The organism is Streptococcus mitis, from assembly GCF_003942775.1.
Lineage (GTDB): Bacteria > Bacillota > Bacilli > Lactobacillales > Streptococcaceae > Streptococcus > Streptococcus mitis_CN.
Genome location: NZ_RJNX01000001.1, coordinates 439,859 through 464,172 on the forward strand (window position 1 = coordinate 439,859; position 24,314 = coordinate 464,172).

Annotated in this window: 24 protein-coding genes, 1 pseudogene and 1 riboswitch; of the genes and pseudogenes, 6 read left to right on the plus strand and 19 right to left on the minus strand. The window is 41.7% G+C overall.

Features of this window, described 5'->3' with window-relative positions; genetic code table 11:
- Nucleotides 1-5: 5 nt before the first annotated feature.
- The 8 genes from D8848_RS02325 to D8848_RS02365 all read right to left on the minus strand — a co-directional run bounded on the left by D8848_RS02325 (nucleotide 6) and on the right by D8848_RS02365 (nucleotide 7,561).
- Complete coding sequence (locus D8848_RS02325) at nucleotides 6-698, minus strand: sugar transferase (RefSeq protein ID WP_125397904.1); 693 nt, start codon at nucleotides 696-698, stop codon at nucleotides 6-8.
- 218 nt (nucleotides 699-916) lie between these two features.
- A complete protein-coding gene (locus D8848_RS02335) occupies nucleotides 917-2,659 on the minus strand; it encodes an ABC transporter ATP-binding protein (RefSeq protein WP_125442987.1) in 1,743 nt (580 codons plus the stop codon).
- Nucleotides 2,649-4,394, minus strand: a complete 1,746-nt coding sequence (locus D8848_RS02340; protein ID WP_125442988.1) for an ABC transporter ATP-binding protein — start codon at nucleotides 4,392-4,394, stop codon at nucleotides 2,649-2,651. Before D8848_RS02340 ends, D8848_RS02335 begins: the two co-directional genes overlap by 11 nt.
- A 160-nt stretch (nucleotides 4,395-4,554) precedes the next feature.
- Complete coding sequence (locus tag D8848_RS02345) at nucleotides 4,555-5,190, minus strand: DUF421 domain-containing protein (protein WP_020901636.1); 636 nt, start codon at nucleotides 5,188-5,190, stop codon at nucleotides 4,555-4,557.
- Nucleotides 5,187-5,642 carry a DUF3290 family protein gene (locus D8848_RS02350; RefSeq protein WP_000675332.1) on the minus strand — a complete coding sequence of 152 codons (456 nt, stop codon included), beginning with the start codon at nucleotides 5,640-5,642 and terminating at the stop codon, nucleotides 5,187-5,189. The genes D8848_RS02345 and D8848_RS02350 overlap by 4 nt, the downstream gene beginning before the upstream one ends.
- A gap of 126 nt (nucleotides 5,643-5,768) precedes the next feature.
- Nucleotides 5,769-6,410 (minus strand): SdpI family protein, encoded by a 642-nt coding sequence (locus tag D8848_RS02355; protein WP_125442989.1) that lies wholly within the window; start codon nucleotides 6,408-6,410, stop codon nucleotides 5,769-5,771.
- The gene (locus D8848_RS02360) at nucleotides 6,391-6,678 is read right to left on the minus strand and encodes an autorepressor SdpR family transcription factor (RefSeq protein WP_000006509.1); all 288 of its coding nucleotides are present in this window, start codon (nucleotides 6,676-6,678) and stop codon (nucleotides 6,391-6,393) included. The genes D8848_RS02355 and D8848_RS02360 overlap by 20 nt, the downstream gene beginning before the upstream one ends.
- Nucleotides 6,662-7,561: a CPBP family intramembrane glutamic endopeptidase gene (locus D8848_RS02365; RefSeq protein ID WP_125442990.1), complete on the minus strand. Its 900-nt coding sequence runs from the start codon at nucleotides 7,559-7,561 to the stop codon at nucleotides 6,662-6,664. The genes D8848_RS02360 and D8848_RS02365 overlap by 17 nt, the downstream gene beginning before the upstream one ends.
- Nucleotides 7,562-7,780: 219 nt before the next feature.
- On the opposite strand from D8848_RS02365, the gene D8848_RS02370 reads away from it, so the two are divergent.
- The 4 genes from D8848_RS02370 to D8848_RS02385 all read left to right on the plus strand — a co-directional run bounded on the left by D8848_RS02370 (nucleotide 7,781) and on the right by D8848_RS02385 (nucleotide 11,301).
- The gene (locus D8848_RS02370; RefSeq protein ID WP_000767442.1) at nucleotides 7,781-8,608 is read left to right on the plus strand and encodes an exodeoxyribonuclease III; all 828 of its coding nucleotides are present in this window, start codon (nucleotides 7,781-7,783) and stop codon (nucleotides 8,606-8,608) included.
- 11 nt (nucleotides 8,609-8,619) lie between these two features.
- Nucleotides 8,620-9,006 carry a bleomycin resistance protein gene (locus D8848_RS02375; protein ID WP_020901633.1) on the plus strand — a complete coding sequence of 129 codons (387 nt, stop codon included), beginning with the start codon at nucleotides 8,620-8,622 and terminating at the stop codon, nucleotides 9,004-9,006.
- A gap of 232 nt (nucleotides 9,007-9,238) precedes the next feature.
- Nucleotides 9,239-9,334, plus strand: a riboswitch (purine riboswitch).
- 123 nt (nucleotides 9,335-9,457) lie between these two features.
- A complete protein-coding gene (locus tag D8848_RS02380; RefSeq protein ID WP_049551462.1) occupies nucleotides 9,458-10,039 on the plus strand; it encodes a xanthine phosphoribosyltransferase in 582 nt (193 codons plus the stop codon).
- On the plus strand, nucleotides 10,039-11,301 hold the full coding sequence (locus tag D8848_RS02385) for a nucleobase:cation symporter-2 family protein (protein ID WP_125442991.1): 1,263 nt from the start codon (nucleotides 10,039-10,041) through the stop codon (nucleotides 11,299-11,301). Before D8848_RS02380 ends, D8848_RS02385 begins: the two co-directional genes overlap by 1 nt.
- Nucleotides 11,302-11,333: 32 nt before the next feature.
- Here D8848_RS02385 and D8848_RS02390 read toward each other — a convergent pair whose 3' ends face one another.
- From D8848_RS02390 to D8848_RS02400, 3 genes are all read right to left on the minus strand, one after another.
- Nucleotides 11,334-11,738 carry a PaaI family thioesterase gene (locus tag D8848_RS02390; RefSeq protein ID WP_000651223.1) on the minus strand — a complete coding sequence of 135 codons (405 nt, stop codon included), beginning with the start codon at nucleotides 11,736-11,738 and terminating at the stop codon, nucleotides 11,334-11,336.
- 69 nt (nucleotides 11,739-11,807) lie between these two features.
- Nucleotides 11,808-13,289: a UDP-glucose--hexose-1-phosphate uridylyltransferase gene (locus D8848_RS02395; RefSeq protein WP_125442992.1), complete on the minus strand. Its 1,482-nt coding sequence runs from the start codon at nucleotides 13,287-13,289 to the stop codon at nucleotides 11,808-11,810.
- Between the two features lie 18 nt (nucleotides 13,290-13,307).
- On the minus strand, nucleotides 13,308-14,486 hold the full coding sequence (locus tag D8848_RS02400; RefSeq protein ID WP_125442993.1) for a galactokinase: 1,179 nt from the start codon (nucleotides 14,484-14,486) through the stop codon (nucleotides 13,308-13,310).
- 164 nt (nucleotides 14,487-14,650) lie between these two features.
- Here D8848_RS02400 and galR point away from each other — a divergent pair, with 164 nt between their 5' ends.
- Nucleotides 14,651-15,655, plus strand: coding sequence for a DNA-binding transcriptional regulator GalR (gene galR, locus D8848_RS02405; RefSeq protein ID WP_125393378.1), 1,005 nt, complete (start codon nucleotides 14,651-14,653; stop codon nucleotides 15,653-15,655).
- A 33-nt stretch (nucleotides 15,656-15,688) separates the two neighbouring features.
- Here the strand turns inward: galR and D8848_RS02410 are convergent, their stop codons facing one another.
- Nucleotides 15,689-16,579: a cation diffusion facilitator family transporter gene (locus D8848_RS02410; protein ID WP_000095928.1), complete on the minus strand. Its 891-nt coding sequence runs from the start codon at nucleotides 16,577-16,579 to the stop codon at nucleotides 15,689-15,691.
- Nucleotides 16,580-16,711: 132 nt separating this feature from the next.
- Between D8848_RS02410 and D8848_RS02415 the strand changes: the two genes are divergently transcribed.
- Entirely contained in the window at nucleotides 16,712-17,248 is a 537-nt protein-coding gene (locus D8848_RS02415) for a TetR/AcrR family transcriptional regulator (protein ID WP_004235331.1), read from the plus strand.
- A 137-nt stretch (nucleotides 17,249-17,385) separates the two neighbouring features.
- On the opposite strand, the gene D8848_RS02420 is transcribed toward D8848_RS02415, so the two are convergent.
- The 7 genes and pseudogenes from D8848_RS02420 to D8848_RS02450 form a co-directional block, all read right to left on the minus strand.
- Nucleotides 17,386-18,906 (minus strand): ABC transporter permease/substrate-binding protein, encoded by a 1,521-nt coding sequence (locus D8848_RS02420; protein ID WP_125442994.1) that lies wholly within the window; start codon nucleotides 18,904-18,906, stop codon nucleotides 17,386-17,388.
- Entirely contained in the window at nucleotides 18,899-19,627 is a 729-nt protein-coding gene (locus D8848_RS02425) for an ATP-binding cassette domain-containing protein (protein ID WP_125393380.1), read from the minus strand. Before D8848_RS02425 ends, D8848_RS02420 begins: the two co-directional genes overlap by 8 nt.
- A 14-nt stretch (nucleotides 19,628-19,641) precedes the next feature.
- Nucleotides 19,642-19,833: pseudogene (locus tag D8848_RS02430) on the minus strand (nuclear transport factor 2 family protein); the annotation flags it as partial.
- Nucleotides 19,834-19,867: 34 nt separating this feature from the next.
- Nucleotides 19,868-20,311, minus strand: coding sequence for a MarR family winged helix-turn-helix transcriptional regulator (locus D8848_RS02435; protein WP_125442995.1), 444 nt, complete (start codon nucleotides 20,309-20,311; stop codon nucleotides 19,868-19,870).
- A gap of 144 nt (nucleotides 20,312-20,455) precedes the next feature.
- Nucleotides 20,456-21,649, minus strand: a complete 1,194-nt coding sequence (locus tag D8848_RS02440; RefSeq protein ID WP_125442996.1) for an O-antigen ligase family protein — start codon at nucleotides 21,647-21,649, stop codon at nucleotides 20,456-20,458.
- 137 nt (nucleotides 21,650-21,786) lie between these two features.
- A complete protein-coding gene (gene gtfA / locus D8848_RS02445; RefSeq protein ID WP_125442997.1) occupies nucleotides 21,787-23,229 on the minus strand; it encodes a sucrose phosphorylase in 1,443 nt (480 codons plus the stop codon).
- A gap of 248 nt (nucleotides 23,230-23,477) precedes the next feature.
- Nucleotides 23,478-24,311 carry a carbohydrate ABC transporter permease gene (locus tag D8848_RS02450; protein WP_000711265.1) on the minus strand — a complete coding sequence of 278 codons (834 nt, stop codon included), beginning with the start codon at nucleotides 24,309-24,311 and terminating at the stop codon, nucleotides 23,478-23,480.
- Nucleotides 24,312-24,314 lie beyond the last annotated feature (3 nt).

Sequence of the window (24,314 nt, forward strand, 5' to 3'; positions counted from 1 at the left end):
CTACTTTATTTTAGCACTTCAAACACGGTTTGAAACATGATTTTGATGTCTCCAAGGAAACTAAATTCTCGGAGATAGGCGAGGTTATAGCGCATCTTTTCAGGAAGGACGTGTTCGACATAAGCCCGGTCAACTGACAGACCTTTCTCCACCATTTGACTGATGATAGTATCCTCATCCTTGTAGTGAATGCTGGCCGGAGAGGTAATCCCTGCTGGTAAGAGCAAGGTCGCCATCATTTCAGGGCTATACTGCTCTGTGTAACGAGGCACTTCAGGACGCGTCCCTACAAATGACATCTCACCTTTAAGGACATTGACCAGCTGAGGCAGTTCGTCCAAACGCACACGGCGGATGAAATTTCCAACCTTGGTAATGCGACTATCGTTAGCAGAAGTCACCAGACTCCCTTTTTTATCCGCATCCGTCACCATGGTACGGAACTTCCAAATCTTGAAAGGTCGATTGTACTGGGTCACGCGCTCTTGCTTGTAAATCACTGGCCCCTTGCTATCCAACTTGATCCAAATGCTCAAGATTAGAAAGATAGGAGAGGTCAGAACCAGTACGACCAAGGCCAGAACCCAGTCCAAACAACGCTTAAAAATCAGCGAACCCTTCCTTTTAGAGACAAGCTGGTAGTAAGACTCAACCTCGCTTGATTTCATTTCCACGGGCAAGTCTTCCCATTTCAGCATGCTGTTTCTCCTTTGTTTTTATTATACTATTTGTCAACATTTTTCATTATACCACAAAATGGAAAAGGCGGTGAAAGAAATCTGTAATTTGAAGGATTTCCTTCTTTTACTCAATGAAAATCAAAGAGTAAACTAGGAAGCTAGCCGCAGGTGGCTCAAAGTACAGCTTTGAAGTTGCAGATAAAGCTGACATGGTTTGAAGAGATTTTCAAAGAGTATTAAGACATGGCACCCGCCTGCAAACTATACATCTTGTGATAGGTTCCTCCCAGAGCCAAGAGTTCCTCGTGAGTTCCACTCTCAATAATGCGCCCCTTGTCCAAAACATAGATGCAGTTGGCGTCTTGGATGGTAGAAAGGCGGTGGGCGATGGCAATGGTTGTCCGTCCCTGTCTCATCTTCGCCAGAGAAGCTTGAACCAAGCTTTCTGTTTCAGAGTCAATATTGGCTGTCGCTTCATCCAAAATCAGGATTTTAGGCTGACTGGCGACTGTTCTAGCAAAAGCAAGAAGCTGACGCTGACCAGTAGAGAAGCTCGAACCACGCTCGGAAACAGGGGAATCATAACCCTGAGGAAGTTCTTGAATAAAGGAATCTGCATCGACAAAAGTAGCTGCGTCCTTTACCTGCTCATCGCTGATATCTTGGTACATGGCGATATTGGACTTGATGGTTCCATGATAGAGGAAGGGATCCTGCAAGACCAGTCCGATGTTTTTTCTCAGCTCTTCCTGACTGTAATTCCTGATATCCACATCGTCCAATAGAACTCGCCCTGACTGGAATTCATAAAAGCGCATGAGGACATTGATAATAGACGATTTCCCCGAACCTGTATGCCCTACAAAGGCAATGGTTTCACCCTTGTTAACAGAGAAAGAAATATCATCCAGAATCTGATGTTTACCGTCATATGAGAAACATACATGTTCAAAACGGATATTGCCTTCTTTGATCACGGCCTGTCCATTTTCTTGAAGAGGTTCATAGGTCCTCTCGTCAATCAAGGCAAATACACGACCTGCAGACACCATGGAAGTTTGAAGGGTCGAAAAATTTTGCGTCACTTCAATCAGGGGATCAAAGAGACGATTGATATACTGGATAAAGGCATACATAGTTCCTGCCGTTATTCCCAGATAAAGTCCACGATAGCCAAAATAGGCCATCAAGACAGCATAACCTAAAAGTTTCAGCAAACTCATGGCAGGTCTCAAAAAGAGGGCATCCAAGGCTACAGAACGGTTGGCATAGACCAAGTGTTCTCGGTTGATTTCATCAAATTCTGCCTGCAGGCGTTTCTCTTGATTAAAGGCCTGGATAATCCTGATTCCTTCGATATTTTCAGCCAGCTTGCTATTGATATCTGACAAGAGACTTCTGGTTTTCTCAATGATTTTCACTGATTTTTTCCGATAGAGATTGACCAAAAGGAAAATCAAGGGGAGAAAGAGCAAGACTAATGCAGTCAAACGAAAATCCAACACCAACATGGTATAAAGAGTTGTCAGAAAGATGAAAACTGCTGAGATAAAGCTGGACAAAATTCCCGAAAACATATCACTGATGGTCTCGGTGTCATTTGTCAAACGAGAGACGATAGAGCCTGCTGGCGTCTTGTCAAAATAAGACATGCCCAGCTTTTCCATATTGGCAAAGGCATCGCGACGAATATCCCTAACAATACTGTAAGACACGCGCGCAAAGAGAAGATTGCCGACATACTGGACCAGAGTTTGTAGGATATAAAGGCCATAGTAGGCCAGCAAAACGGTCACAGCGAGTTGATTGAGATTGCTGAGATACTGGTCGATAAAGTGGGAAGCCACAAGGGGAATGACACTTTTGATCACCGTCGTCGCTAGGAGAAAACTGAGTGCCAAAAAGGTAAGGAGTCCATAAGGCTTGAGATAAGACATCAAGCGCTTCAATACAGCCCATTGTTCTTTCTTATTCTGCATCTTCTTCTCCTTTCATTTCCAGCTGCTGAGACTGGTAGGTTTGGGCATACCAGCCATCCAAAGCTAGCAAGTCTTCGTGTGTGCCCTGTTCAATAATTTGACCATTTTGCAGAACCAAGATTAGATCTGCATGGACAACTGCACTCAGGCGATGAGCCGTGATAATGGTTGTTTTGTCCTTTCGCGTCTCCTTGAGGTTATCGATAATCGCATACTCCGTCTTGGCATCCACAGCTGACAAAGAATCATCTAAAATCAAGATATCAGGGTCTAAAATCATAGCCCGACTCATGGCCAGACGCTGCTTTTGACCTCCAGAAAGACTGACTCCCTTTTCACCAATCAACGTATCAAATCCCTGAGGCATGTCTACAATGTCTTGGTAAACTTGGGCTAGCTTAGTCGCTTCCTCAACCGCTGAAAGTGGTAAATCAGGATTCCCAAAGCGTATATTGTCTAAGATTGAAGTCGCAAAGAGGAACTGATCCTGAGGGACATAGCCCATGAGACTGCGAAGGTCTGTCAAACGATAGTCGCGAATATCGTGACTGTTTAGGTAAATGGCTCCCTTATCCACATCGTATTCACGTAAGAGGAGCTTAATCAAGGACGTTTTTCCAGAGCCTGTCTGACCAACCAAGCCCAGAGTTTGCCCTTTTTCCAAACTAAAGTGAACATTTGTCAGTGTTTCCTCATTTTCAAAGGCAAAGCTATCAATGGCATACTGCAAGCGCCCATTTTCAATACTGTCTAGAGGAAACTCAGGGTCTTGTACAGGTGATTCCTGAGACAAAAGTTCCTCAATCCGCTGATAGGAAACCTTCCCTCGCTGAGTGATATTAAAGAGGAAACCAATAGCCATAAGAGGCCAAACCAGCATATCCAAGTAGCTGATAAAGGTGACCAGATTCCCAACCGTGATTTGCCCTTTCTGAACCATCAAGGAGCCGACCAAGAGCGTTAAAACATAGGAGGAACCAACAAATAAGAGAACCATGGGGTCAAAGAGACTATCGTATTTCATGGTTTGCAGGTTCTTTTGGAAGGTCAATTCATTGACTGCCTGAAAGGACTTGAGCTCGTCCGCCTGGTAACCGAAAGACTTGGTCACTTTGATACCTGATACAGACTCCTGCACCTTGTTATTGAGTTCAGAAAAGGCAGTCTGCGATTCACCAAAAGCCTTGTGGGTCTTTCTCCCTAGACGACTGGTCGCATAAGCCATGAAAGGCAGGGGCAGAATGGCAACTAGGGTCATTTGCCACGAAATGCTAAAGAGCATGGTCAACAAGGTCACTAAAGCTGTGATTGAGGCATCCACGGCTGACATAACCCCTCCCCCTGCCAGACGAGTCAAGGCATTGATATCGTTGGTGGCATGCGCCATCAGGTTCCCCGTCCGATAGGTCTGATAAAAGGCAGGAGACATCTTTGTGAAATGCTCAAACAAGCGAGACCGCATAATCTGTCCCAAACGGTAGGAAGTCCCAAGGATATACATACGCCAAACATAACGCAGATAGTACATCCCAAAGGCTGCAAGTAGCAAGTAAAATAGGTCAAGAAGGAGGTCCTGCTGGGTTAATTGCCCCGATGTGATAGCATCAATGACCCGCCCCATAACCATGGGGGGAATGAGGTTGAGGACGGAAACCAAAACCAGGGCCACAATCCCGACTAAATAACGGCGTTTTTCTAACTTGAAAAACCACCAAAGTTTTTGAATAATGGACATAACATCCCTTTCTGATTGCAAATAGAAACCTGAGGCCAATACTCAATGAAAATCAAAGAGCAAACTAGGAAACTAGCCGCAGGCTGTACTTGAGTACGGCAAGGCGACGTTGACGCAGTTTGAATTTGATTTTTGAAGAGTACAAGACCCCAGGTTTTTCTTATTCATAGGTTACGACTGTAACAGCACCCTTGTCATACTCAGCGATAAAGATGTTGGCTACATTGTCATGCCCTTGCTTGCTGAGATTATCAAGCAGCCACTCTTCGCTACGACCAATCGATTCCAAGACATCGACTTGGATCACACCGTCAGTCACAACTGGATACTTAGGATTTTCATCTCCCATTTGAACCACGATGAGTTGGCCATTTTGTTCTTGCACAGCTCGTTTAACTTGCTTCATCTGGAAAATCCCTTGGCTACGAAGTTTGAGGGCTACATCCGATGCAGACAAGCCAACTGAACGACAGGCTTCTGGGTCAATCTGCCCATTTTTGATGAGGAGAGTTGGTTTCCCATCAATCAAGCGTTTGACAAAGCGAACATTGTTATTGAGCCACTTTAGGGTCAAAACCAAAATCGTCCACATCATCAAAATCACTGTGTATTGCAGAATGCTGATTGAACTATTGTAAATTACCCCACCGATGATACCACCAAGAACATAGTTCTGAATTTGGTCTGTAGCAGAGTTAGGTGCTAGATTCCCCTTTCCTGTCACATTAATAACAAAAACAAGAGAGAAAAGACCCAAGGCCAGTTTGATTAAAATTTCCATATAGTTGAGTGTCATTTGTTTACCTCCACCAATTCAATAGCGTCTGTTTGATTCAATTCTAATTTCTCTAAAAGATACTTGTCTGGTTGGCTCCCGTTCATGGCGCGGTAGAAATTTGGACCTACCTTGACAAGCGCTCCATCAGTGGCAGCTGAAGTATTAACGTAAACTTCTGATTTATCCACCCCCAAGTCTTTGGAAACAACCTCTATGAAATGAAGTGAGGTTTGAAATTGATTGTTAGAGGCTTGATTGGTCTGGTATTTTGAGATTGTTACCAAAAGCATGGCTACCAAGGTCAAGGCCAAAATCATGACCAATTCCCGAAACTTAGTCCCCTTTTTATCTCGATAAGCCTTAAAAGCAAAAAATCCTGTGATAGCTAGGAGCACAATCCCAAAGCCAATCATGATTCCATTTTGTTGACTGATTTGGCTAAGCACATAGTCATATGAGTAAAATTTCATTTATTTTCACTCCCTTTCATAAAATCATTCTTTATTATAAACGAAAGAGGGTGATTTTTCAAACCATACGTTGGGGAAATAGACATATCAGACCAACTTCTCTAACTAATGACTCCAGTAGCTATTTCAAGATTCTGATTTTGATAATTGATAAGAATAGACACTAGGAATTATCACTACAAAGAAAAGTGTCAAGAAGAATACCCAGTAAACATATAGTTGCACAAAGGAATTTAGAAACAACAACAATCCTCCTAATACCCAAAGTTTTCCAGCTAGGCGATGCGTTTTTCTCCAGTTTTCATCATTCTCCAAGGTCCACGGTAGTCGAATACCGATTATATAATTTCGGTGTGTTTTTGGTAGATAATTTCCAATTACGATCATCACGATTCCCATAAAAATCTGAGCTAGTAGCCCACTCATCATGGAATAACCCAAAGATTCTCCGAAGATAGAAATCATTAATAGACAAGATACAAAAGGTATAATCCAGTAAATCAAAACTTGTATTTTTGAACTGATATTGCTAGATTTAGGATCCTTAATCATTAAAAATAGAAGCAACCAATGCATCAAAAGCATGAGAGTAGGTAATCCAAAGATAGCAGACATTTTATGATTGTAGCCATCTGCTTGACCCAGTAAATTAAAATGAGTGGGTATCTCCTCTGGTAATTGATTCCAGAAAACACAACCTACAAGGGAAGGTAGTAGGATGAGAATGCTCGTAAATAATACCAATTTCTTATTGATTTTTATCTTCATCAAAATGATCTCCTTTCAGATCTGCTAGCCAAACCATTATATCCTCTAAAACCGATGTATTTAACTCATAATAAATAAAGTTTTTTTCTTTCATTTCATGAATCAAATCCGCTGCTTTCAAAATCGTGAGATGGTGTGAAATAGTTGCACCTGTCAACTCGAATTGACTGGCAATTTCTCCTGCAGATAATCTACCTGCTTTGAGTAAATTTAAAATCTCTCTCCTAACTGGATGAGATAAAGCTTTAAAACTATTTGCAAAACTCATAATGACTCCTTTCCCTTTGTAATATTAGTAGGGCTAGGAATAAGCAAGGTAGAACTGATAGCATTCCGGTCGGTGATGGGCCTAAAATCAAGAGGCTTGAAACTTTTTCTCCTGGTAATTGGAAGAGTAACCCAAGACCTGCAGTTGCATTGATTGCCCCATGAAATAGGGCAGAAGCCCAGATAGAACCTGTCTTTTCCAACAACCAGCTCAACAATATTCCTAGGCTAAAACAAAATAGAAACATAGCAACAACTCCCAAAACGGGATAAGAAAAATAAGATAGTCCATAATTATAGCCTTGCAAATTGATTGGTAGATGCCAAAGACTCCAAATGAGACCAAGCAAGACATGAGTCTGGACTAGTGAAAAGCGTCCTCTTAGAGCTGGGTAAAGATAGCCACGCCAACCAATTTCCTCTCCCAATGCAAAGAAACTATTAAGAAAAGGAGCGTAGGTCAAACTAGCTAGGATTTGAATCAAGGCCAAGAAAGATAAGGGGAACGGTGATTGAAGGACTCCTTTTTCTTGTAAAATAGCTTGAATAGATTCAAAACCAAGGCTGAAATTGCTAGGAAATACAAGAAAATAAAGTCCCGCTCCTAAAAAACTGATGACTGCTGGTAACCAGATAGCTAGTAAGTAAAAGTGCCAGTTCCTCTTGAAATTCACGGCTAATTTAGATTTGATTCCACTAGGTTGATTCGTTATTTTCCCTAAGAGAAAGACTGCAAGCGCAGGCATCCACATGGCTACAATACTAGCAAGTTGACTCCATGGAGAATTTAGACCAACACCACCTATCCATAGTGCCAACCATATTATCCAAGCAAGGACATAAGCCAAGACCACAAAAAGAAGGATTGTTCTCTTATTTGACATATATGTAACTTCACTTTCTATTTAGATGTTTTTCTAAATAACATTATACACCTTTCTATTCTAAACACAAGAACTATTTAGATTTTTTTCTAAATAGTTTAGGGGATTTTTATTTTCTCAGGATAAAGTTTAAAGAGTGATTTTTCAAACCATACATTGGGGAAATAGACCTTTTTTTGGTATAATAAAATCTATAATCTGAATGAAAAAGGTAACTTTATGAAACTTATCTCATGGAATATTGATTCCCTCAATGCTGCCCTAACTAGTGACTCAGCTCGTGCCAAATTGTCCCAAGAAGTCCTACAAACCTTGGTCGCTGAAAATGCTGATATCATTGCTATCCAAGAAACCAAGCTTTCTGCCAAGGGGCCTACAAAGAAACACTTGGAGATTTTAGAAGAACTCTTCCCAGGCTACGCAAACACGTGGCGCTCTTCACAAGAACCTGCCCGGAAAGGCTATGCTGGAACCATGTTCCTCTATAAGAAAGAACTCTCACCCACTGTCACTTTCCCAGAAATCGGTGCCCCTTCTACCATGGACTTGGAAGGTCGTATCATCACTCTAGAATTTGATAAATTTTTCGTTACCCAAGTTTACACACCAAATGCTGGAGATGGACTCAAACGCTTGGAAGAACGTCAAGTCTGGGATGTCAAATATGCTGAGTATTTAGCGGAGTTGGACAAACAAAAACCAGTCCTTGCAACCGGTGACTACAACGTAGCCCACAATGAAATCGACCTTGCAAATCCTGCTAGCAACCGCCGTTCACCTGGATTTACCGACGAGGAACGTGCTGGATTTACCAACCTTTTGGCAACTGGATTTACGGATACCTTCCGCCACATTCACGGCGATGCTCCAGAACGCTACACTTGGTGGGCACAACGCAGCAAGACTTCTAAAATCAACAATACTGGCTGGAGAATCGACTACTGGCTCACAAGTAACCGCATCGCTGACAATGTGACTAAGTCTGATATGATCGACTCAGGTGCGCGTCAAGACCACACACCCATTGTCATGGAGATTGAGCTCTAAGGAGAAAGCTAATGGACTATCAAGCTGTCATTCCTGAATTTGTAGTATCTGACCTCGAAAAGTCACGCCACTTCTACTGCGACTTGCTGGGATTCTCTGTCGAATACGAGCGTCCAGAGGAGAAATTTCTCTTCCTTTCGCTTGAAGACTGCCAACTTATGCTAGAAGAAGGCAGCACAGAAGAATTAGCCCAACTAACCTATCCTTTCGGGCGCGGTGTCAATATTTCCTTTGGCATTGAAGATGTTCCTCAGCTACACCAAAAACTGCTGGAAGCTGACTATCCTATCCATCGTCCCCTGACAAAAAGAGAATTTCGAGTGGGAGATAGCTTTATATATCCCCATGAATTTGCGATTTTGGATCCAGATGGTTATTTTTTAAGATTTAGCGAGTAGAACAATAAAGATTGGAAAAAGTCTTTAAAGTTAGAAAAAGGCATATTGTCAAGTCTTGAAAAATCTTGATAATATGCCTTTTATGATGGAAAAACCTTCTAAATGTTAGCCAATAAGTTAATTTTTACCCATTTTTATTATATTTGTTCGTTTTTCAAACCAAAACACTAACAAAACATTTGATTTCTAAAGCTATTTAGTGTAAAATAAAAACATTGGCTCAAGCCTATTTGAAATTGAATATCATTTTACTTGTTTATGTCGTGAATTGGCACGACGTTTCTACAAGGTGCCGGAACACCTAACAATAAGTAAGTCAGAAGTGAGGTATGGTCGTTTTTGCCATGCCTATTTTGGGGACTTACTTAGAGATTAAGTAGGTCCTTTTTCTATTTCTTACTAGAAACTCTAAACAAGCAAATGGATTGGCTTTTAGACTTTAGGAGGTCTTATGAAATTATTAGAAGAGCGCATCCTCAAGGATGGGCATATCTTGGGTGATAACATCCTCAAGGTAGATTCCTTTTTAACCCACCAAGTTGACTTTAGCTTGATGCGAGAGATTGGTAAGATTTTTGCGGAAAAATTTGCTTCTGCTGGTATTACCAAAGTCGTGACCATTGAAGCGTCAGGTATTGCCCCAGCCATTTTTACAGCTGAAGCCTTAAACGTTCCCATGATTTTCGCTAAAAAAGCTAAAAACATCACTATGAACGAAGGAATCTTAACTGCCGAAGTTTACTCCTTTACCAAGCAAGTGACCAGCACCGTTTCTATCGCTGGAAAATTCCTCTCACCAGAGGACAAGGTCTTGATTATCGACGACTTCCTTGCTAATGGCCAAGCTGCCAAAGGCTTGATTCAAATCATCGAACAGGCCGGAGCAACAGTCGAAGCTATCGGTATTGTGATTGAAAAATCCTTCCAAGATGGCCGTGATTTGCTTGAAAAAGCAGGCTACCCTGTTCTATCACTCGCTCGTTTGGATCGTTTTGAAAATGGTCAAGTTATTTTTAAGGAGGCAGATCTCTAATGCAAACTCAAGAAAAACACTCGCAAGCAGCCGTTCTTGGCTTGCAGCACTTACTAGCCATGTACTCAGGATCCATCCTGGTTCCCATCATGATTGCGACAGCCCTTGGCTATTCGGCTGAGCAGTTAACCTACCTGATTTCTACAGATATCTTCATGTGTGGGGTGGCAACCTTCCTCCAACTTCAACTCAACAAATACTTTGGGATTGGACTCCCAGTCGTTCTTGGAGTTGCCTTTCAGTCGGTAGCCCCCTTGATTATGATTGGACAAAGCCATGGTAGTGGAGCTATGTTTGGTGCCCTTATTGCATCAGGGATTTACGTGGTTCTTGTTTCAGGCATCTTCTCAAAAGTGGCCAATCTCTTCCCATCTATCGTAACAGGTTCTGTAATTACCACGATTGGTTTAACCTTGATTCCTGTCGCTATTGGAAATATGGGAAATAACGTTCCAGAGCCAACTGGTCAAAGTCTCTTGCTTGCAGCTATCACTGTTCTGATTATCCTCTTGATTAACATCTTTACCAAAGGATTTATCAAGTCTATCTCTATTTTGATTGGTCTGGTTGTTGGAACTGCCATTGCTGCTAGCATGGGCTTGGTTGACTTCTCTCCTGTTGCAGCAGCACCACTTGTCCATGTCCCTACTCCACTCTACTTTGGGATGCCAACCTTTGAAATCTCATCGATTGTCATGATGTGTATCATCGCAACGGTGTCTATGGTTGAGTCGACTGGTGTTTACTTAGCCTTGTCTGATATCACAAAAGATCCAATCGACAGCACGCGCCTGCGCAACGGTTACCGCGCAGAAGGTTTGGCCGTACTTCTCGGAGGAATCTTTAACACCTTCCCTTACACAGGATTTTCACAAAACGTTGGTTTGGTTAAATTGTCAGGTATCAAGAAACGCCTGCCAATCTACTACGCAGCTGGTTTCCTGGTTCTCCTTGGACTCCTTCCTAAGTTTGGCGCCCTTGCCCAAATCATTCCAAGCCCTGTCCTCGGTGGTGCCATGCTAGTGATGTTTGGTTTTGTATCGATTCAAGGGATGCAAATCCTCTCCCGTGTTGACTTTGCTAACAATGAACACAACTTTCTTATCGCAGCAGTTTCCATCGCTGCAGGTGTCGGACTCAACAACAGTAATCTCTTTATCAGCATGCAGACAGCCTTCCAAATGTTCTTCTCAAACGGAATCGTCGTAGCCAGTCTACTCGCCATTGTCCTCAATGCAGTATTAAATCATAAAAAGAAATAAGAAAAAGAGGTGTGAGCCTCTTTTTTGTTTCTCTATATCCTTACCTGTCTGTCTTCTGACCGTTGGCCTGTAACAAACATGGTAAAGGTTGCTTTACAGACATTTCTGCCTTCTTGATTGGTGATATCGACATCCACGACGCAAGTTGTGCGTCCTTGGTGGACACATTCTCCTTTAATGGTCAGCACATCGTCGAGTTTTCCTGCTTTGAGGTAGTTGATAGAAGACTGGAGCGTCACTCCATCAAGCCCCAGAGATATGACCACCAAACCACTGATCTGGTCGCAAAGGGTAAAGAGATAGCCACCATGGGCATTGCCATAGTAGTTGAGAGACGAGTCCACTACTTTGGTCGTCACCACAACGTGACCATCTCTCATTTGTTCAATTTCGTAATTTTCAAAGGCAGATATAGCGTCAAAATGAAAATCTTTCATCGTTTCCTCCTGATATTTCAAACGACACTATGATACTACTTTTTATAGGACTGTGCAAGGAGAAAGCTCCTAGTCTGGCAAAATTCCGACCTGCTCCACAAAGCGCATAAAGGCTGTCTGCCCTTGTTCCGTCTGCTTGTAGACTCCTGCATCCTCAAGTACACGCGCAAAGATAGTACCCACAGAGTCCTTGACGATTTCAAGGGCTTTCTCTTTATCTGTTATATCTGGATATTGGGCTTTGAGTTGGTCTGCCCATTCCTGATGATAAGTGCCAACTGAGACATCTTCTCTGACAAGGTAGGCTGCTACTTGCTCCACTTCTTCTTTCAGACGTGGTGGCAAGATTGCCAAGCCCATGACCTCAATCAAGCCGATGTTTTCCTTCTTGATATGTTGGACATCCTTGTGGGGATGGTAGATGCCATCAGGATGCTCTGGCGATGTCTGATTGTCTCTCAAGACTAAGTCTAACTCAAACTGGCCATCGCGTTTACGGGCTATAGGTGTGATGGTGTGATGCGGTGTTCCGTCCGTCTCTGCCAAAATCTGCACTGCAGGATCTGAATACTGACGCCATTCCTGCAAAATCTTGTCAGCCAAGTTGATCAAATCTTCTTTGGAAGCCGAAGTCAAACGTAGTACTGACATAGGCCACTTGACAATCCCAGCCTTAACCTGCTCGAAACCAGTAAAAGAGAAAGTCTTTTGCAAAGGAGCTAATTCCATAGGAAATACGTGACGGCCTCCCTGATAATGATCATGAGTTAGAATAGAGCCCCCAACAATCGGCAAATCGGCATTAGAGCCTGCAAAATAGCCCGGAAACTGCTCTACGATAGCCAGCAAACGTTCAAAACTCTGACGACTAATGGCCATGGGACGATGCTGACCATCTAAGAAAATACAGTGCTCATTAAAGTAAGCGTAGGGCGAATACTGGAAACCCCACTCCTGACCAGCCATTTCAAAACGGATAATACGGTGATTGCTGCGAGCTGGGTGGTTGACCCGACCATGGTAGCCTTCATTCTCTAGACAAAGCTGACACTGAGGGTAATTACTAGCTTGCACTAACTTGGCTGCCGCAATCTCTTTGGGATCCTTTTCAGGCTTAGAGAGGTTGATGGTAATTTCAAGTTCACCGTAATCAGACGGAACACGATAAGCGATATTTTTAGCAATGGCCTTGAGTTTGATGTAGTCATTTTTCTGACTGAGTTGGTAAAAATCCTCTATCGATTGCTCAGGAGATTGGGCGTAGGTTGCCCAAAAGTCACGATTGACCTGACTTGGACAAGGGGTCACCAAGTCCATCAGTTCAGCACCGAGGATTTCACGCTCAGTCTGACTATCCTCAATCGTTTCTAATCGAACGGCTTCCTCAACCAGCTGGTCCTTGAGGTCAATCACTTTATCCAGATTGGTCTCAACTTCCAAAACACCGTCTCCCACTCGTGCCAAGACACGATTGGTCAGGTAGATTCGATCCATTTCCTCAAATGAACTTTCAGAAATGACATGTGTTACAAATTTATCTACTAAGGTCACTATAGAGCCTCCTTTTGACTAGTCAAGGACGCGAGTGCCACCTGCAACTTCAGCGATATAGAAGCTTGGAGCGTATCCAACTACTTCCTCGTAGTGTTTGCCAACAGCTTCATTAAAGGCATCAACAGCATCTTTTTGCACCAAAGCAATGGCACATCCGCCAAAACCTGCCCCTGTCATACGAGCACCGAGAACTCCTTCTTGTGCCCAAGCTGTGTGAACGAGGGTGTCCAATTCCAAACCAGTTACTTCATAGTCATGCTCTAGGGAAACGTGTGACGCATTCATCAAACGACCAAATGTTTCCAAATCTCCTGCTTGAAGGGCTGCTTGAGCTTTAAGAGTACGTTGATTTTCAAGCACAGCATGGCGAGCACGTTTCAAACGATTTTCATCTTTAATTAGGTAGCTATATTGGTCAAAGGCCCACTCATCCAATTCACCCAAGGTCTGAATATCTAAGGCTGCTTGCAATTCTTCCACTGCTTTTTCACACTCAGCACGGCGTTCATTGTACTTAGAGTCCGCCAGTTCACGGCGTTTGTTGGTGTTCATGATAACAACGACATTGTCTTTCAAATCAAGTGGTACCAAATCATACTCTAAGGTGTTAGTATCAAGGTAAATAGCACGTTGGTCAGCTCCCATACCAATAGCAAACTGGTCCATGATACCAGAGTTGACTCCGATAAAGTTGTTTTCTGTTTGTTTTCCGATTTTAACCAAATCGAGACGCTCTAATTTTAAATCAAAGAGATGCTCTGCCACGACTCCTGTCAAGAGTTCAAGGGATGCTGAAGAAGATAATCCAGCACCATTTGGGATATTCCCATAAACATAAAAATCAAAACCTTTGTCAATCACATGCCCAGCTTCTTGCAAGAAATGAAGAACTCCTTTTGGATAATTGGCCCAGCTGTGCTCTTTTTCAAACTTGAGGTCAGCGAGAGGTACTTCGATAATACCCTTGTCCTCAAAGTTGGCTGAGTAGAAACGCAAAACTTGGTCGTCACGTTTGCGAGCCGCCCCATAAGTTCCTAAGGAAATAGCTGCTGGAAATACATGTCCACCATTATAGTCTGTGTGCTCACCAATCAAGTTGATACGACCTGGTGAAAAGAATGTTTGATCTGCTTCTTGACCAAAAACAGCAAGAAAGTCTTTACGAAGAGCTTCAGCAGTAAGATGTTGTGTCATATGAATTCTCCTTTGACTGTCCGTTAAGTCACCTTAACGTGTAATCGTTTTCTTCTATTGTATCCAAGGGATTTCCCAAGGTCAATCCTTTTTACTAAAATTTTACTAAACTATCGGTAAAAAGCAGAAAAATATGATATACTAACTTAAAAGAAGGAGGATTTATGGCTACCTTAAAAGATATTGCACAACTAGCTTCTGTCTCTATCGCGACCGTATCCCGTGTCCTAAACCGCGATCAGAGCCTATCTGTTACAGAAGAAACCAGACACCGTATTTTAACTGTTGCTGAAGAGCTGGGCTACACCAAACACCTCAAGACAGGCGAGTCCCACAAGCCCAAGCAAAAGATTGCCATTATCCAATGGGTCAGCGAACAAGGGGAACTGGACGACCTCTACTACTACCAGATTCGTCTGGGTATTGAAAAAAGAGCCCAAGAACTGGATTACGATATCTTGCGCTATTTTAATGACCATCCTTTTACCCTAAGCGAAGAAGTGATTGGGATTCTCTGCATCGGAAAATTTAGCCGAGCTCAGATTTCTGCCTTTGAAGAATACCAAAAGCCTCTTGTCTTTCTAGACAGTGATACTCTTTCACTAGGACATACCTGCATTATCACGGACTTTTACACTGCCATGAAACAGGTTGTCGATTATTTTCTCATCCAAGGGATGGACCGCATCGGGATTCTAACAGGCCTTGAAGAAACAACCGACCAAGAAGAAATCATTGAGGATAAGCGACTGGAAAATTTTAGAAACTACAGTCAAACAAAAGGAATCTATCATGATGAACTGGTCTTTCAAGGAAGCTTTACCGCCCAGTCTGGCTATGACTTGATGAAGGAAGCCATTCAGAGTTTGGGAGACCAACTCCCACCAGCCTTTTTCGCAGCTAGCGATAGTTTAGCCATCGGTGCCCTCCGTGCGCTCCAAGAAGCTGGAATCAGCCTACCAGACCGCGTCAGCCTCATTTCCTTTAACGACACTAGTCTGACCAAGCAAGTCTATCCTCCCCTCTCCAGCATCACCGTCTATACCGAAGAAATGGGCAGAGCAGGCATGGATATTCTTAATAAGGAAGTACTCCACGGTCGCAAAATCCCTAGCCTAACCATGTTGGGAACCAGACTGACTCTGAGAGAAAGTACAAGGAATGAATAGGATAACAAAACGACCTCTAGCGAGGTCGCTTTTCTAATGATGATGCCCATGCTTCTGCTCTAATTCTCTCACCCTCCGCTTATGTTGCGCATGATTGCTTTGACTGCTATCTACTTCAATAGTGATATTCTGCACGCCTCTTTCTTCTAAACATTGACGCACCACTTCTTTGGTTTCCATCATCTGTTCCCAGTCCTTGATACAAATGTGAACAATAGCATTATTCTCTAGACCATCCATGGACCAAATGCTAAGTTGATTGACACTGTTGACATTGGGTAGAGCCTCTAAATCCTTCTCCAAATCACTTGTCTCGACTCCTTCTGGCACAGCATCTAGGAAAATTTTCAGTGCGCTCCAAAAGCGAGGAATGGCTTTCGACAGAATAAAGATAGAAATAACTAGTGATAAAAGCGGATCGAGGATATACCAGTCCGTAAATCGAAGAATAATCGCCATTAGAATGACGGCCAACCAACCAAGAGTGTCTTCCAAAAAATGCAGGCTAAGAATTGACTCGTTCTTTGTTTTCCCCTTACGAACTACCAGACTTGCTAGCACATTAATGGCTACTGCAATGATTCCCAGCCAGAGGATGCCTTCCTCATTGACGGGTTGCGGGTGAACAATCTTTGTGACATTTTCCAAGATCACTAGGACAGACCCTATCATAAGAATCACAGCCGTTAGCATGGCTCCTAAAAGACTAAAACGTTTGTAACCCAAGGTGTACTGTCTATCTTCTTCACGGTTTGAAATTGTTTCTAAAAGGGCTGAGATGCCAATGGCTATAGCATCTCCCAAGTCATGAACGGAATCAGCAAGAACTGCACTCGAACCAAAGATTCCTCCTGCGATAAACTCAACAATCGCATAGCTTAAATTTAAGAAAAAAGCTAACCAGATAGATGTTTTAGAACTCATTTCTCTCCCTCCTTTGGTATAATGGGTATATACATACTTCTTTCATTTGTATTATCTAATAAAATTCAAAGAAAGGATAGAAGCAAACTGTCAGCCATGTTCAGTTCTGAACAGTTTGTCTCAAGTGTCTACATGCCAAAAAGAGACCGTCGAGTCAGCAAGACGAAAAAAGCCATCTATCAAGCTTTTTTACAACTTTTGAACGACAAAGGCTATGATGCCACTACTGTTCAGGATATCATTGACCTAGCAGATGTTGGGCGTTCTACTTTTTACTGTCACTATGAAAGCAAGGAACTCCTTTTAGATGAGCTCTGTCGCTACCTCTTTCATCATCTCTTTGAAAGGGAAGGACACTTTACTACCGAGGACTACCTCGCACATATCTTTTTACATTTTCAGAAAAACCAGGACCATGTTACCAGTCTGCTATTTTCCAAAAATGACTACTTCCTCCGTCAACTCCATAAAGAGCTAGAACACCATGTCTATCCCATGTTGGCTGATGAGTTAAAAGAAGCCCACACTAATCTGCCTACTTCTTACCTCCAACACTTGGTCGTGTCCAACTTTATCGAGACATTGACCTGGTGGCTCAAAAAAGGACAAGACTTTACATACCAGGAAGTTGTCCAGTTTTATCTAGACCTTCTCATTCCTAAAAATTGAATACAGAGTAGAGCTCAGTTGCCTTATTTCTAGGCTACTGAGTTTTCATCTTTTCAACAATCAAAAAAGCCCAGACAACATTGTCTGAGCAGTTTTCTATATGGTCGTTTAACAAAGTTGAGTTTGACATTTTCAAACTATTTCTTCAACAAACCTTGTTCTTGTAGAAACTCCTTGGCTACTTGTTCTGCTGACTTGCCTTCAACACCGACTTGGTAGTTGAGCTGGCTCATCTGGCTTTCTGTAATCTTACCAGCCAATTTATTGAGAACTGTTTCCAACTCTGGATGTTTCTTGAGAAGACCTTCTTTCATTAGTGGAGCCCCTTGATAAGGTGGGAAGAGTTGTTTGTCATCTTCCAATACCTGTAAATCATAACGTGCCAACTCTGCATCGGTTGAATAGGCATCCGTAATTTGAATATCGCCTGACTGAATTGCCTGATAGCGAAGAGCTGGTTCCATAGTCGCTACATTGAGATTGAGACCGTACATTGATTGCAAGCCCTTATTTCCATCTTCACGGTCATTAAACTCAAGTGTAAAGCCTGCCTTCAACTGCCCTTCCACTTTTTTCAAGTCCGAAATGGTCTTCAAGCCATATTCTTGAGCAATCTTTTTCGGAACAGCTACAGCATAGGTATTTTGATAAGACATGGGTTTGAGATAGGCTAGATGATCCTGTTTGGCAATACCATCACGCGCCACCTGATAAACCTGCTCTGGCTCATGACTCACCTTGGGTGATGGTTGCAGCAAACTTTCAGTCACCGTACCAGTAAATTCAGGATAAATGTCAATATCGCCTTTTTTCAGAGCTTCATAAAGAAAGCTTGTTTTCCCAAAATTCGGTTTAACAGTCGCAGTCATACTGGTATTTTCTTCAATAAGGAGTTTATACATATTGGCCAAAATTTCTGGTTCTGGACCCAATTTCCCAGCAATAACCAAGTTTTCTTTCTCTTTTTGAGCCAAGAGAGCTGGGCTATAAGACAGACCGAGCAATATGGTCACCAAGGCAAAACCAGAAAAAATCGTCCGCAATTTTGCTTTTTCCATCACTTTTAGTAGGAAGTTAAAGGCAATGGCAAGCACTGCAGAAGAAAGGGCCCCGATCAAAATCAGACTGGCATTATTACGGTCAATTCCCAAAAGGATAAAAGAACCCAGCCCCCCTGCCCCAATCAAGGCAGCCAAGGTTGCCGTACCGATAATTAAGACAGCTGCCGTCCGAATCCCAGACATGATAACAGGCATGGCAAGCGGAATTTCAAACTTCTTGAGTCGCTCCCACCTAGTCATCCCAAAGGCAAGCCCAGCCTCTTGCAGACTCGGATCAATTCCCTTGAGTCCAGTGATGGTATTTTGTAAAATCGGAAAAATCGCATAGATCACTAGAGCTGTCAAAGCTGGCAAGGTTCCAATTCCCATCAAGGGGATAAAGAGCCCCAACAAGGCCAGTGACGGGATAGTCTGGAAAATCCCTGCAATCTGCAAGACCCAGTCGGCCAATTTCTCATGATAGCGAAGATAAACAGCCAAGGGAATCGCGATAAAAATAGCTAGTAACAAGGTTAAAAGTGACAACTGCAAATGTTGAGATAGAGCTGTCAACCAATCACTAAAACGATCCTGAAAAGTTGCAATTAAATTAGTCATGAACACTACCTCCAAACAAGTCTGCTACAAAGTCTGTTGCAGGCGCTTTTAAAATTGTCTCGGGATTCGCTACCTGGCGAATTTCTCCATCCTGCAAGACAGCAATACGGTCCGCCAATTTCAGAGCTTCATCCGTATCATGGGTTACAAAAATCGTTGTCATCCCAAATTCTTTATGCAATTCTTTCGTCAGAATCTGCAACTGTTTTCTCGAAATAGCATCCAAGGCTGAAAAAGGTTCATCCATGAGGAGAATCTTAGGCTGACCAATCATAGCACGAACAATACCGACCCGTTGCTGTTCTCCACCAGATAATTCACTAGGAAGTCGATGTCCATACTCAGCCACTGGTAAACCAACCTTAGCCAAAAGCTCTTCTGTTTTCTGAGCAATTTCTTCCTTAGTCCAGCACTTCATTTCAGGAATCAGGGCAATATTTTCCGCGACCGTTAGATTAGGAAATAGGGCAATAGCCTGTAAAACATAACCAGTAGAAAGACGAAGATCCCGCTCGTCATAGTCTTTGATGCGCTTGCCATCCATATAAATATTTCCATCAGTCGGTTCCAAGAGACGGTTAATCATCTTAATCATGGTCGTCTTACCGGACCCAGATGGCCCAACTAAAACCATAAACTCGCCATTCTCAATCCGTAAATTAACATCTCTCAAGACATCTTTTTCTGTGTAACGTAAAGCTACATTTTTGTATTCAATCATTCTGTATCCTCAATTTAAAACTTCCCTCGATTGGTCAGGTCTTCTACCTTAGGCATGACTTCCTTATTATCCCAATTCTCCACAATTTTTCCATTTTCTAGACGGAAAATATCGTACTGGGAATAGGCAACTCCACCAATCTGAGTCTGACCATAGCTAACCACATAGTTTCCTTGTCCTAAGAGTTGGAAAACAAAGTCAAAAGTGGCCTTTACTTATAAACAGCTAATTTGCTCCATTTTAAACCTCATTTTCATCCTCTTTCAGATTAGCCAAAATTCTTTCTTGAAAGGCTTCAAACTGACGAATTTCTTCCTCTGAAAATCCTTTGTAAAAGATCGTATCCAATTTCTGACTGACACGATGCCCCACTTCTTTCTGAGACTGCCCCAACTCTGTTAAAACCAAATACTTCTTACGCTTATCTTCTCCACATGGACTAATAGTTACAAGATTTTGTTCCTCTAGCTTTTTTATCATCGTCGTCAGAGTATTATTAGCAAGTCCAGTCGCAAGCGCAATGTCTGTCGCAGTTGCACAGCCAGTTTCACTATTCCATAAAACCGCTAAAATCTTGCCCTGTTCACTCCGATAAAGAGCTTCAGGGTCTTGGCTCAGTAACTTTTGAAAAATCCGCCCATTCAACAAACGAATATGATGGGCTACCAAATGACTATCTTTCATAACACCTCCAATTTATTTCGATATCGAAATGAATAAAACAATTGTAACACTCATCGTTCCAACTGTCAACTATTTCGATTTGGAAATAATTTTTCCTAGCAAAAAAATCTCCCACCCAAGGTAGAAGATTTGAATCTAATAAACTTAATCCGTCATGTCCGATACCAATGTTCGATGCTCCAACGGAATACTGCACATAACTAGCAAGAAAATGAAACCTGACTGAATCCAGAAGAGGGCCAAGTCAAAGATTCCATGCACAGCAACCACTGTAAGGAAAGATAGATAAAGACCTATAATCGGACGTTTCCCCGACTCCTGACTCATATCCATCATCAAGCGAACAGGAGCCACAGAAGACAAAACTAATAAAATGGTCCCCACAATTCCGTAACTCAGAATCGTATCAATATAAAGACTGTGAGCATGTTCATGATAAGGAGCATGTATCCGAGGATAGGAGTGCATGTAAGTCAATGGCCCCTCACCCCAAAAAGGATTTTGCTTAAATAAGGCCATCCCAGCATCCCAGATAGAAATTCGTTCTTCCATAGAAGAGTCTAAAGTCCCCATCCGAACTCCCAAATCACTAGAAAAGAGGAAGCTCAAGCCAATCGCAAAGACCCCAATACTAAGCCAAAAGGCCTTCCAGTTTTTAATGGTCGTAAAGAGATAAATAATGGCTCCAGCGATAATTGCAGGAAAGGCAGTTCGATTTTGCGTAAAATTCAATCCAAAGAGATTCACAAAGCCTGCAAACACACAGAATACTTTCAACCAATTCAACTTGGTCGTTGTAAACAGATAGAAAGCAATCATGATACAGAAACAACAAATAATTCCATAATAATTAGGATTAAAGAAGGTCACTTCTGCACGATTCTGATGCCACACCTGCATATTGGGTGAAAGAAAAGCATAGTTAAATTTCTTCACAATTTGGAAATGTTCTAAACTCGCAAAAGCAGCTGACAAGACGCTACCAAACAAGACGAGCTGCAAAATCAATCGAAAGAATTTATGTGATAAAATCGACTGATAGTGCAAAAAGAAAACAGTAAATAGAAAAATTCCTACTGAAGCCACAACTCCCATCCAATTTTGTGCAAAAACGGATATAACAGTACTATAGCCAAGAAAAAGAAGCAGCATCGGATGCTCCCCCATTTTCTGAAGAATACTTTTCATGTCTCCTGTAAAAATTAAACTGATAATATATAAACAGAATACAACTACAAAAAGATAAAAGGGTAAAAAGATACTCAGGATAATTCCCAATAAAATCAGCTCTTTACTAGACAACCCTTTCAGCTTTTCAATAAAGCCTATTGATTTCAAAATGAATCCTTTCTCTCCAAATCAGTTGATTCAGATAATAGTAAGCTACCCTATATTGTACCACTTTTTTAGCAATTTGAAAACAAAGGAAACGTTTTCTAAAATAAAAACCCTATTTTATCAACCATATCAAGGCTTCAAAATGTTACTTCAACTCCATTCTCAATTACCCGATAAGTCTGATTTTGCAAATCAATTTCTGCTACTGCTGTTACGGACTTATCTTTATTTTGACGTTTGATTACAATGCTGTGGGCTGTTGGTGTTTCAACGTCAATAGTTCCTTCTAAATCAAATGCTTCTGAACGATTACGGAAAGAAAATAGATTGAGAAGGGCCTTCACCACAGGACGTTGGACTTCTTCTGCTATTTCCTCATTGCTATAGTAATGACGATTAATATTTCGACCTTCTTTAGTCTCTTCTAATAATTTCAAATCATTCTTGCCTGCTAATAGACCTACATAGTAAACCTGAGGAATACCTGGGGCAAATGCTTGAATTAAGCGTGCAAGGAAATACTTGACATCATCATCTCCAAGCGCAGAATAGTAGGTTGAATTGATTTGGTAGATATCTAAATTGTTATACTCGGCACTGGAGTACTTTCGTTTGACATTAGCTCCAACCTTATAGAGTTCATTTGAAGCATAGTCAATCTCCTCATCGGTCAGGATATCCTTGACATCTACTACTCCAATCCCATCATGGGTATCTAGCGTCGTAAATTGCTTCATCGGGCTCATCTTCAACCACTTAGCCAAACGCTCTGTTCTGGAACTGTAAAGAGTATAAAGTGTCACCATTGGAAGAGCAAAATCATAAACATAGTAATCATGGTCTGCTATTTTAAACTGAATCGAATAATGTTCATGAATCTCAGGTAAGAGCTCTGTCCCATACTCAACAGCGATATCTCGAACTTTGTCCAATAAATCCCAAATATCTGGTTCCACAAAGAAATCATTAGTATCCAATTTCTTCACTGCATAAGCAAAGGCATCTAGACGAATCAAATCACACCCATTACTTGCCAATTGCTGAATGGTCTTACGGATAAATTCCATAGTTACTTCTTTGGTCACATCAAGATCAATCTGCTCCTCACCAAAGGTATTCCACAAATGTTCCACTGAACCATCTTCAAACACAATCTCTTGCTTTGGTGCACGATCCTTACGCTTGTAAATTAAATCTACATCAGCTTGTGTCGGACGATTTTCCGGCCAAAACTTATCCCAGTTTAGAAAGAGATCTTTAAATTCACTTGCTTCATGTTTTTCTTGATAATCCTTATAATACTTGGATTGATGAGAAATATGATTAATCATAAAGTCAAACATAAGATAATATTTCTCACCTAAACGCTTAACATCCTCCCAATCACCAAAAGCTGAATCCACTTCGTCGTAGTCAACTGGCGCAAATCCACGATCACCTGTTGATGGGAAAAATGGTAGAAGGTGAACTCCCCCAATAGCATCTCCAAAATGCTCTTCCAAATTCTCATATAAGTCTTTAAGATTATTTCCCAGACTATCTGAATAGGTAATCAACATGGTTTTATTCTGAATTGGCATCATTACTCTCCTTTTTCTAATTGAAGCCAAGTCTCATATGACTTGGCTTTTATGAGTTTATGTATTTTAAGAATTGCTTCATAGGGTACGATTGAAATCAGCAAGCTGAATCGTCCCTTTGTATACGGAATTGAACACGGGACTAATTTCTTAGGAAAAAAGATAAATCTTCTTGTGTGCAAGCACACTACGTCAATTTCCTATTTTTCTACAGAAATTTTCAGCAAGCTGAATCGTCCCTTTGTATCTTATTTCACCGCGCCGTTGCTCATTCCTGAAATGATATGTTTTTGGAAGATGAGGTAGACGACAGTAATTGTTACAATTCCCACAATATAGGATGCAAAACTTGGCCCATAGTCATTAAAATACTGACCTTGGTAGTTGTACTGGAAGAGAGGCAAAGTCCACATCTTGGAATCCTTATTCAAAATTAACAATGGCAACATAAAGTCATTCCAGAACCATAATGCATTGATAATCAAGGTTGTAGCATGCATGGGCTTCAGCATTGGAAAGATAATTCGACGGTAAGTTGTAAATCGATCAGCCCCATCAATTTCTGCAGCTTCATCTAAACTATCTGGTACACTGATTTTAATATAACCAACATACAAGAAGAGGGTCTGTGGAATTGCATAAGTTAGATAGAGTAGTACCAACCCCCACATATTTGCTAGGCCGAGTTTGCTCATCATAACTGTGATAGGAATCATAATCACCTGAAATGGAACAAATATTCCTAAAATCAAGAGCGAATACATAATTGCAAAGGCTTTTTTCTTGGACATATTTCGAGCAATGGAATAGGCTGCAGCTGGTATAAAGAAGGCTACTACAATCAATGATAACACCGTAATAACAGCTGAATTCCAGAAATAGCCTCCAATCCCATCCGAAACCAATCGTTCATAATTGCTTAATGTAAAAGGATTTGGCAAACCAAAGAAATGATTCATGATATCCTTGGTTGTCTTGAAGGAACTAAAAACCGTTACCAACAAAGGAACAAGTATAAGAATACCACCTACTATCAAGAGGACATACTTCCAAAACTGATTCAATTTTTCTTCTTTTTTCATGTG

What these genes read in the sequence shown, in the direction of transcription:
- D8848_RS02335 (WP_125442987.1), bottom strand. Translation starts at nt 2,659, where the DNA reads ATGCAGAATAAGAAAGAACAATGGGCTGTATTGAAGCGCTTGATGTCT.
- D8848_RS02425 (WP_125393380.1), bottom strand. Translation starts at nt 19,627, where the DNA reads ATGATTGAATACAAAAATGTAGCTTTACGTTACACAGAAAAAGATGTC.
- D8848_RS02450 (WP_000711265.1), bottom strand. Translation starts at nt 24,311, where the DNA reads ATGAAAAAAGAAGAAAAATTGAATCAGTTTTGGAAGTATGTCCTCTTG.
- D8848_RS02345 (WP_020901636.1), bottom strand. Translation starts at nt 5,190, where the DNA reads ATGACACTCAACTATATGGAAATTTTAATCAAACTGGCCTTGGGTCTT.
- D8848_RS02360 (WP_000006509.1), bottom strand. Translation starts at nt 6,678, where the DNA reads ATGAGTTTTGCAAATAGTTTTAAAGCTTTATCTCATCCAGTTAGGAGA.
- D8848_RS02370 (WP_000767442.1), top strand. Translation starts at nt 7,781, where the DNA reads ATGAAACTTATCTCATGGAATATTGATTCCCTCAATGCTGCCCTAACT.
- D8848_RS02325 (WP_125397904.1), bottom strand. Translation starts at nt 698, where the DNA reads ATGCTGAAATGGGAAGACTTGCCCGTGGAAATGAAATCAAGCGAGGTT.
- D8848_RS02355 (WP_125442989.1), bottom strand. Translation starts at nt 6,410, where the DNA reads ATGAAGATAAAAATCAATAAGAAATTGGTATTATTTACGAGCATTCTC.
- D8848_RS02340 (WP_125442988.1), bottom strand. Translation starts at nt 4,394, where the DNA reads ATGTCCATTATTCAAAAACTTTGGTGGTTTTTCAAGTTAGAAAAACGC.
- D8848_RS02420 (WP_125442994.1), bottom strand. Translation starts at nt 18,906, where the DNA reads ATGACTAATTTAATTGCAACTTTTCAGGATCGTTTTAGTGATTGGTTG.
- D8848_RS02390 (WP_000651223.1), bottom strand. Translation starts at nt 11,738, where the DNA reads ATGAAAGATTTTCATTTTGACGCTATATCTGCCTTTGAAAATTACGAA.
- D8848_RS02435 (WP_125442995.1), bottom strand. Translation starts at nt 20,311, where the DNA reads ATGAAAGATAGTCATTTGGTAGCCCATCATATTCGTTTGTTGAATGGG.
- D8848_RS02350 (WP_000675332.1), bottom strand. Translation starts at nt 5,642, where the DNA reads ATGAAATTTTACTCATATGACTATGTGCTTAGCCAAATCAGTCAACAA.
- D8848_RS02415 (WP_004235331.1), top strand. Translation starts at nt 16,712, where the DNA reads ATGCCAAAAAGAGACCGTCGAGTCAGCAAGACGAAAAAAGCCATCTAT.
- D8848_RS02375 (WP_020901633.1), top strand. Translation starts at nt 8,620, where the DNA reads ATGGACTATCAAGCTGTCATTCCTGAATTTGTAGTATCTGACCTCGAA.
- D8848_RS02400 (WP_125442993.1), bottom strand. Translation starts at nt 14,486, where the DNA reads ATGACACAACATCTTACTGCTGAAGCTCTTCGTAAAGACTTTCTTGCT.
- D8848_RS02380 (WP_049551462.1), top strand. Translation starts at nt 9,458, where the DNA reads ATGAAATTATTAGAAGAGCGCATCCTCAAGGATGGGCATATCTTGGGT.
- D8848_RS02365 (WP_125442990.1), bottom strand. Translation starts at nt 7,561, where the DNA reads ATGTCAAATAAGAGAACAATCCTTCTTTTTGTGGTCTTGGCTTATGTC.
- D8848_RS02410 (WP_000095928.1), bottom strand. Translation starts at nt 16,579, where the DNA reads ATGAGTTCTAAAACATCTATCTGGTTAGCTTTTTTCTTAAATTTAAGC.
- gtfA (WP_125442997.1), bottom strand. Translation starts at nt 23,229, where the DNA reads ATGCCAATTCAGAATAAAACCATGTTGATTACCTATTCAGATAGTCTG.
- galR (WP_125393378.1), top strand. Translation starts at nt 14,651, where the DNA reads ATGGCTACCTTAAAAGATATTGCACAACTAGCTTCTGTCTCTATCGCG.
- D8848_RS02385 (WP_125442991.1), top strand. Translation starts at nt 10,039, where the DNA reads ATGCAAACTCAAGAAAAACACTCGCAAGCAGCCGTTCTTGGCTTGCAG.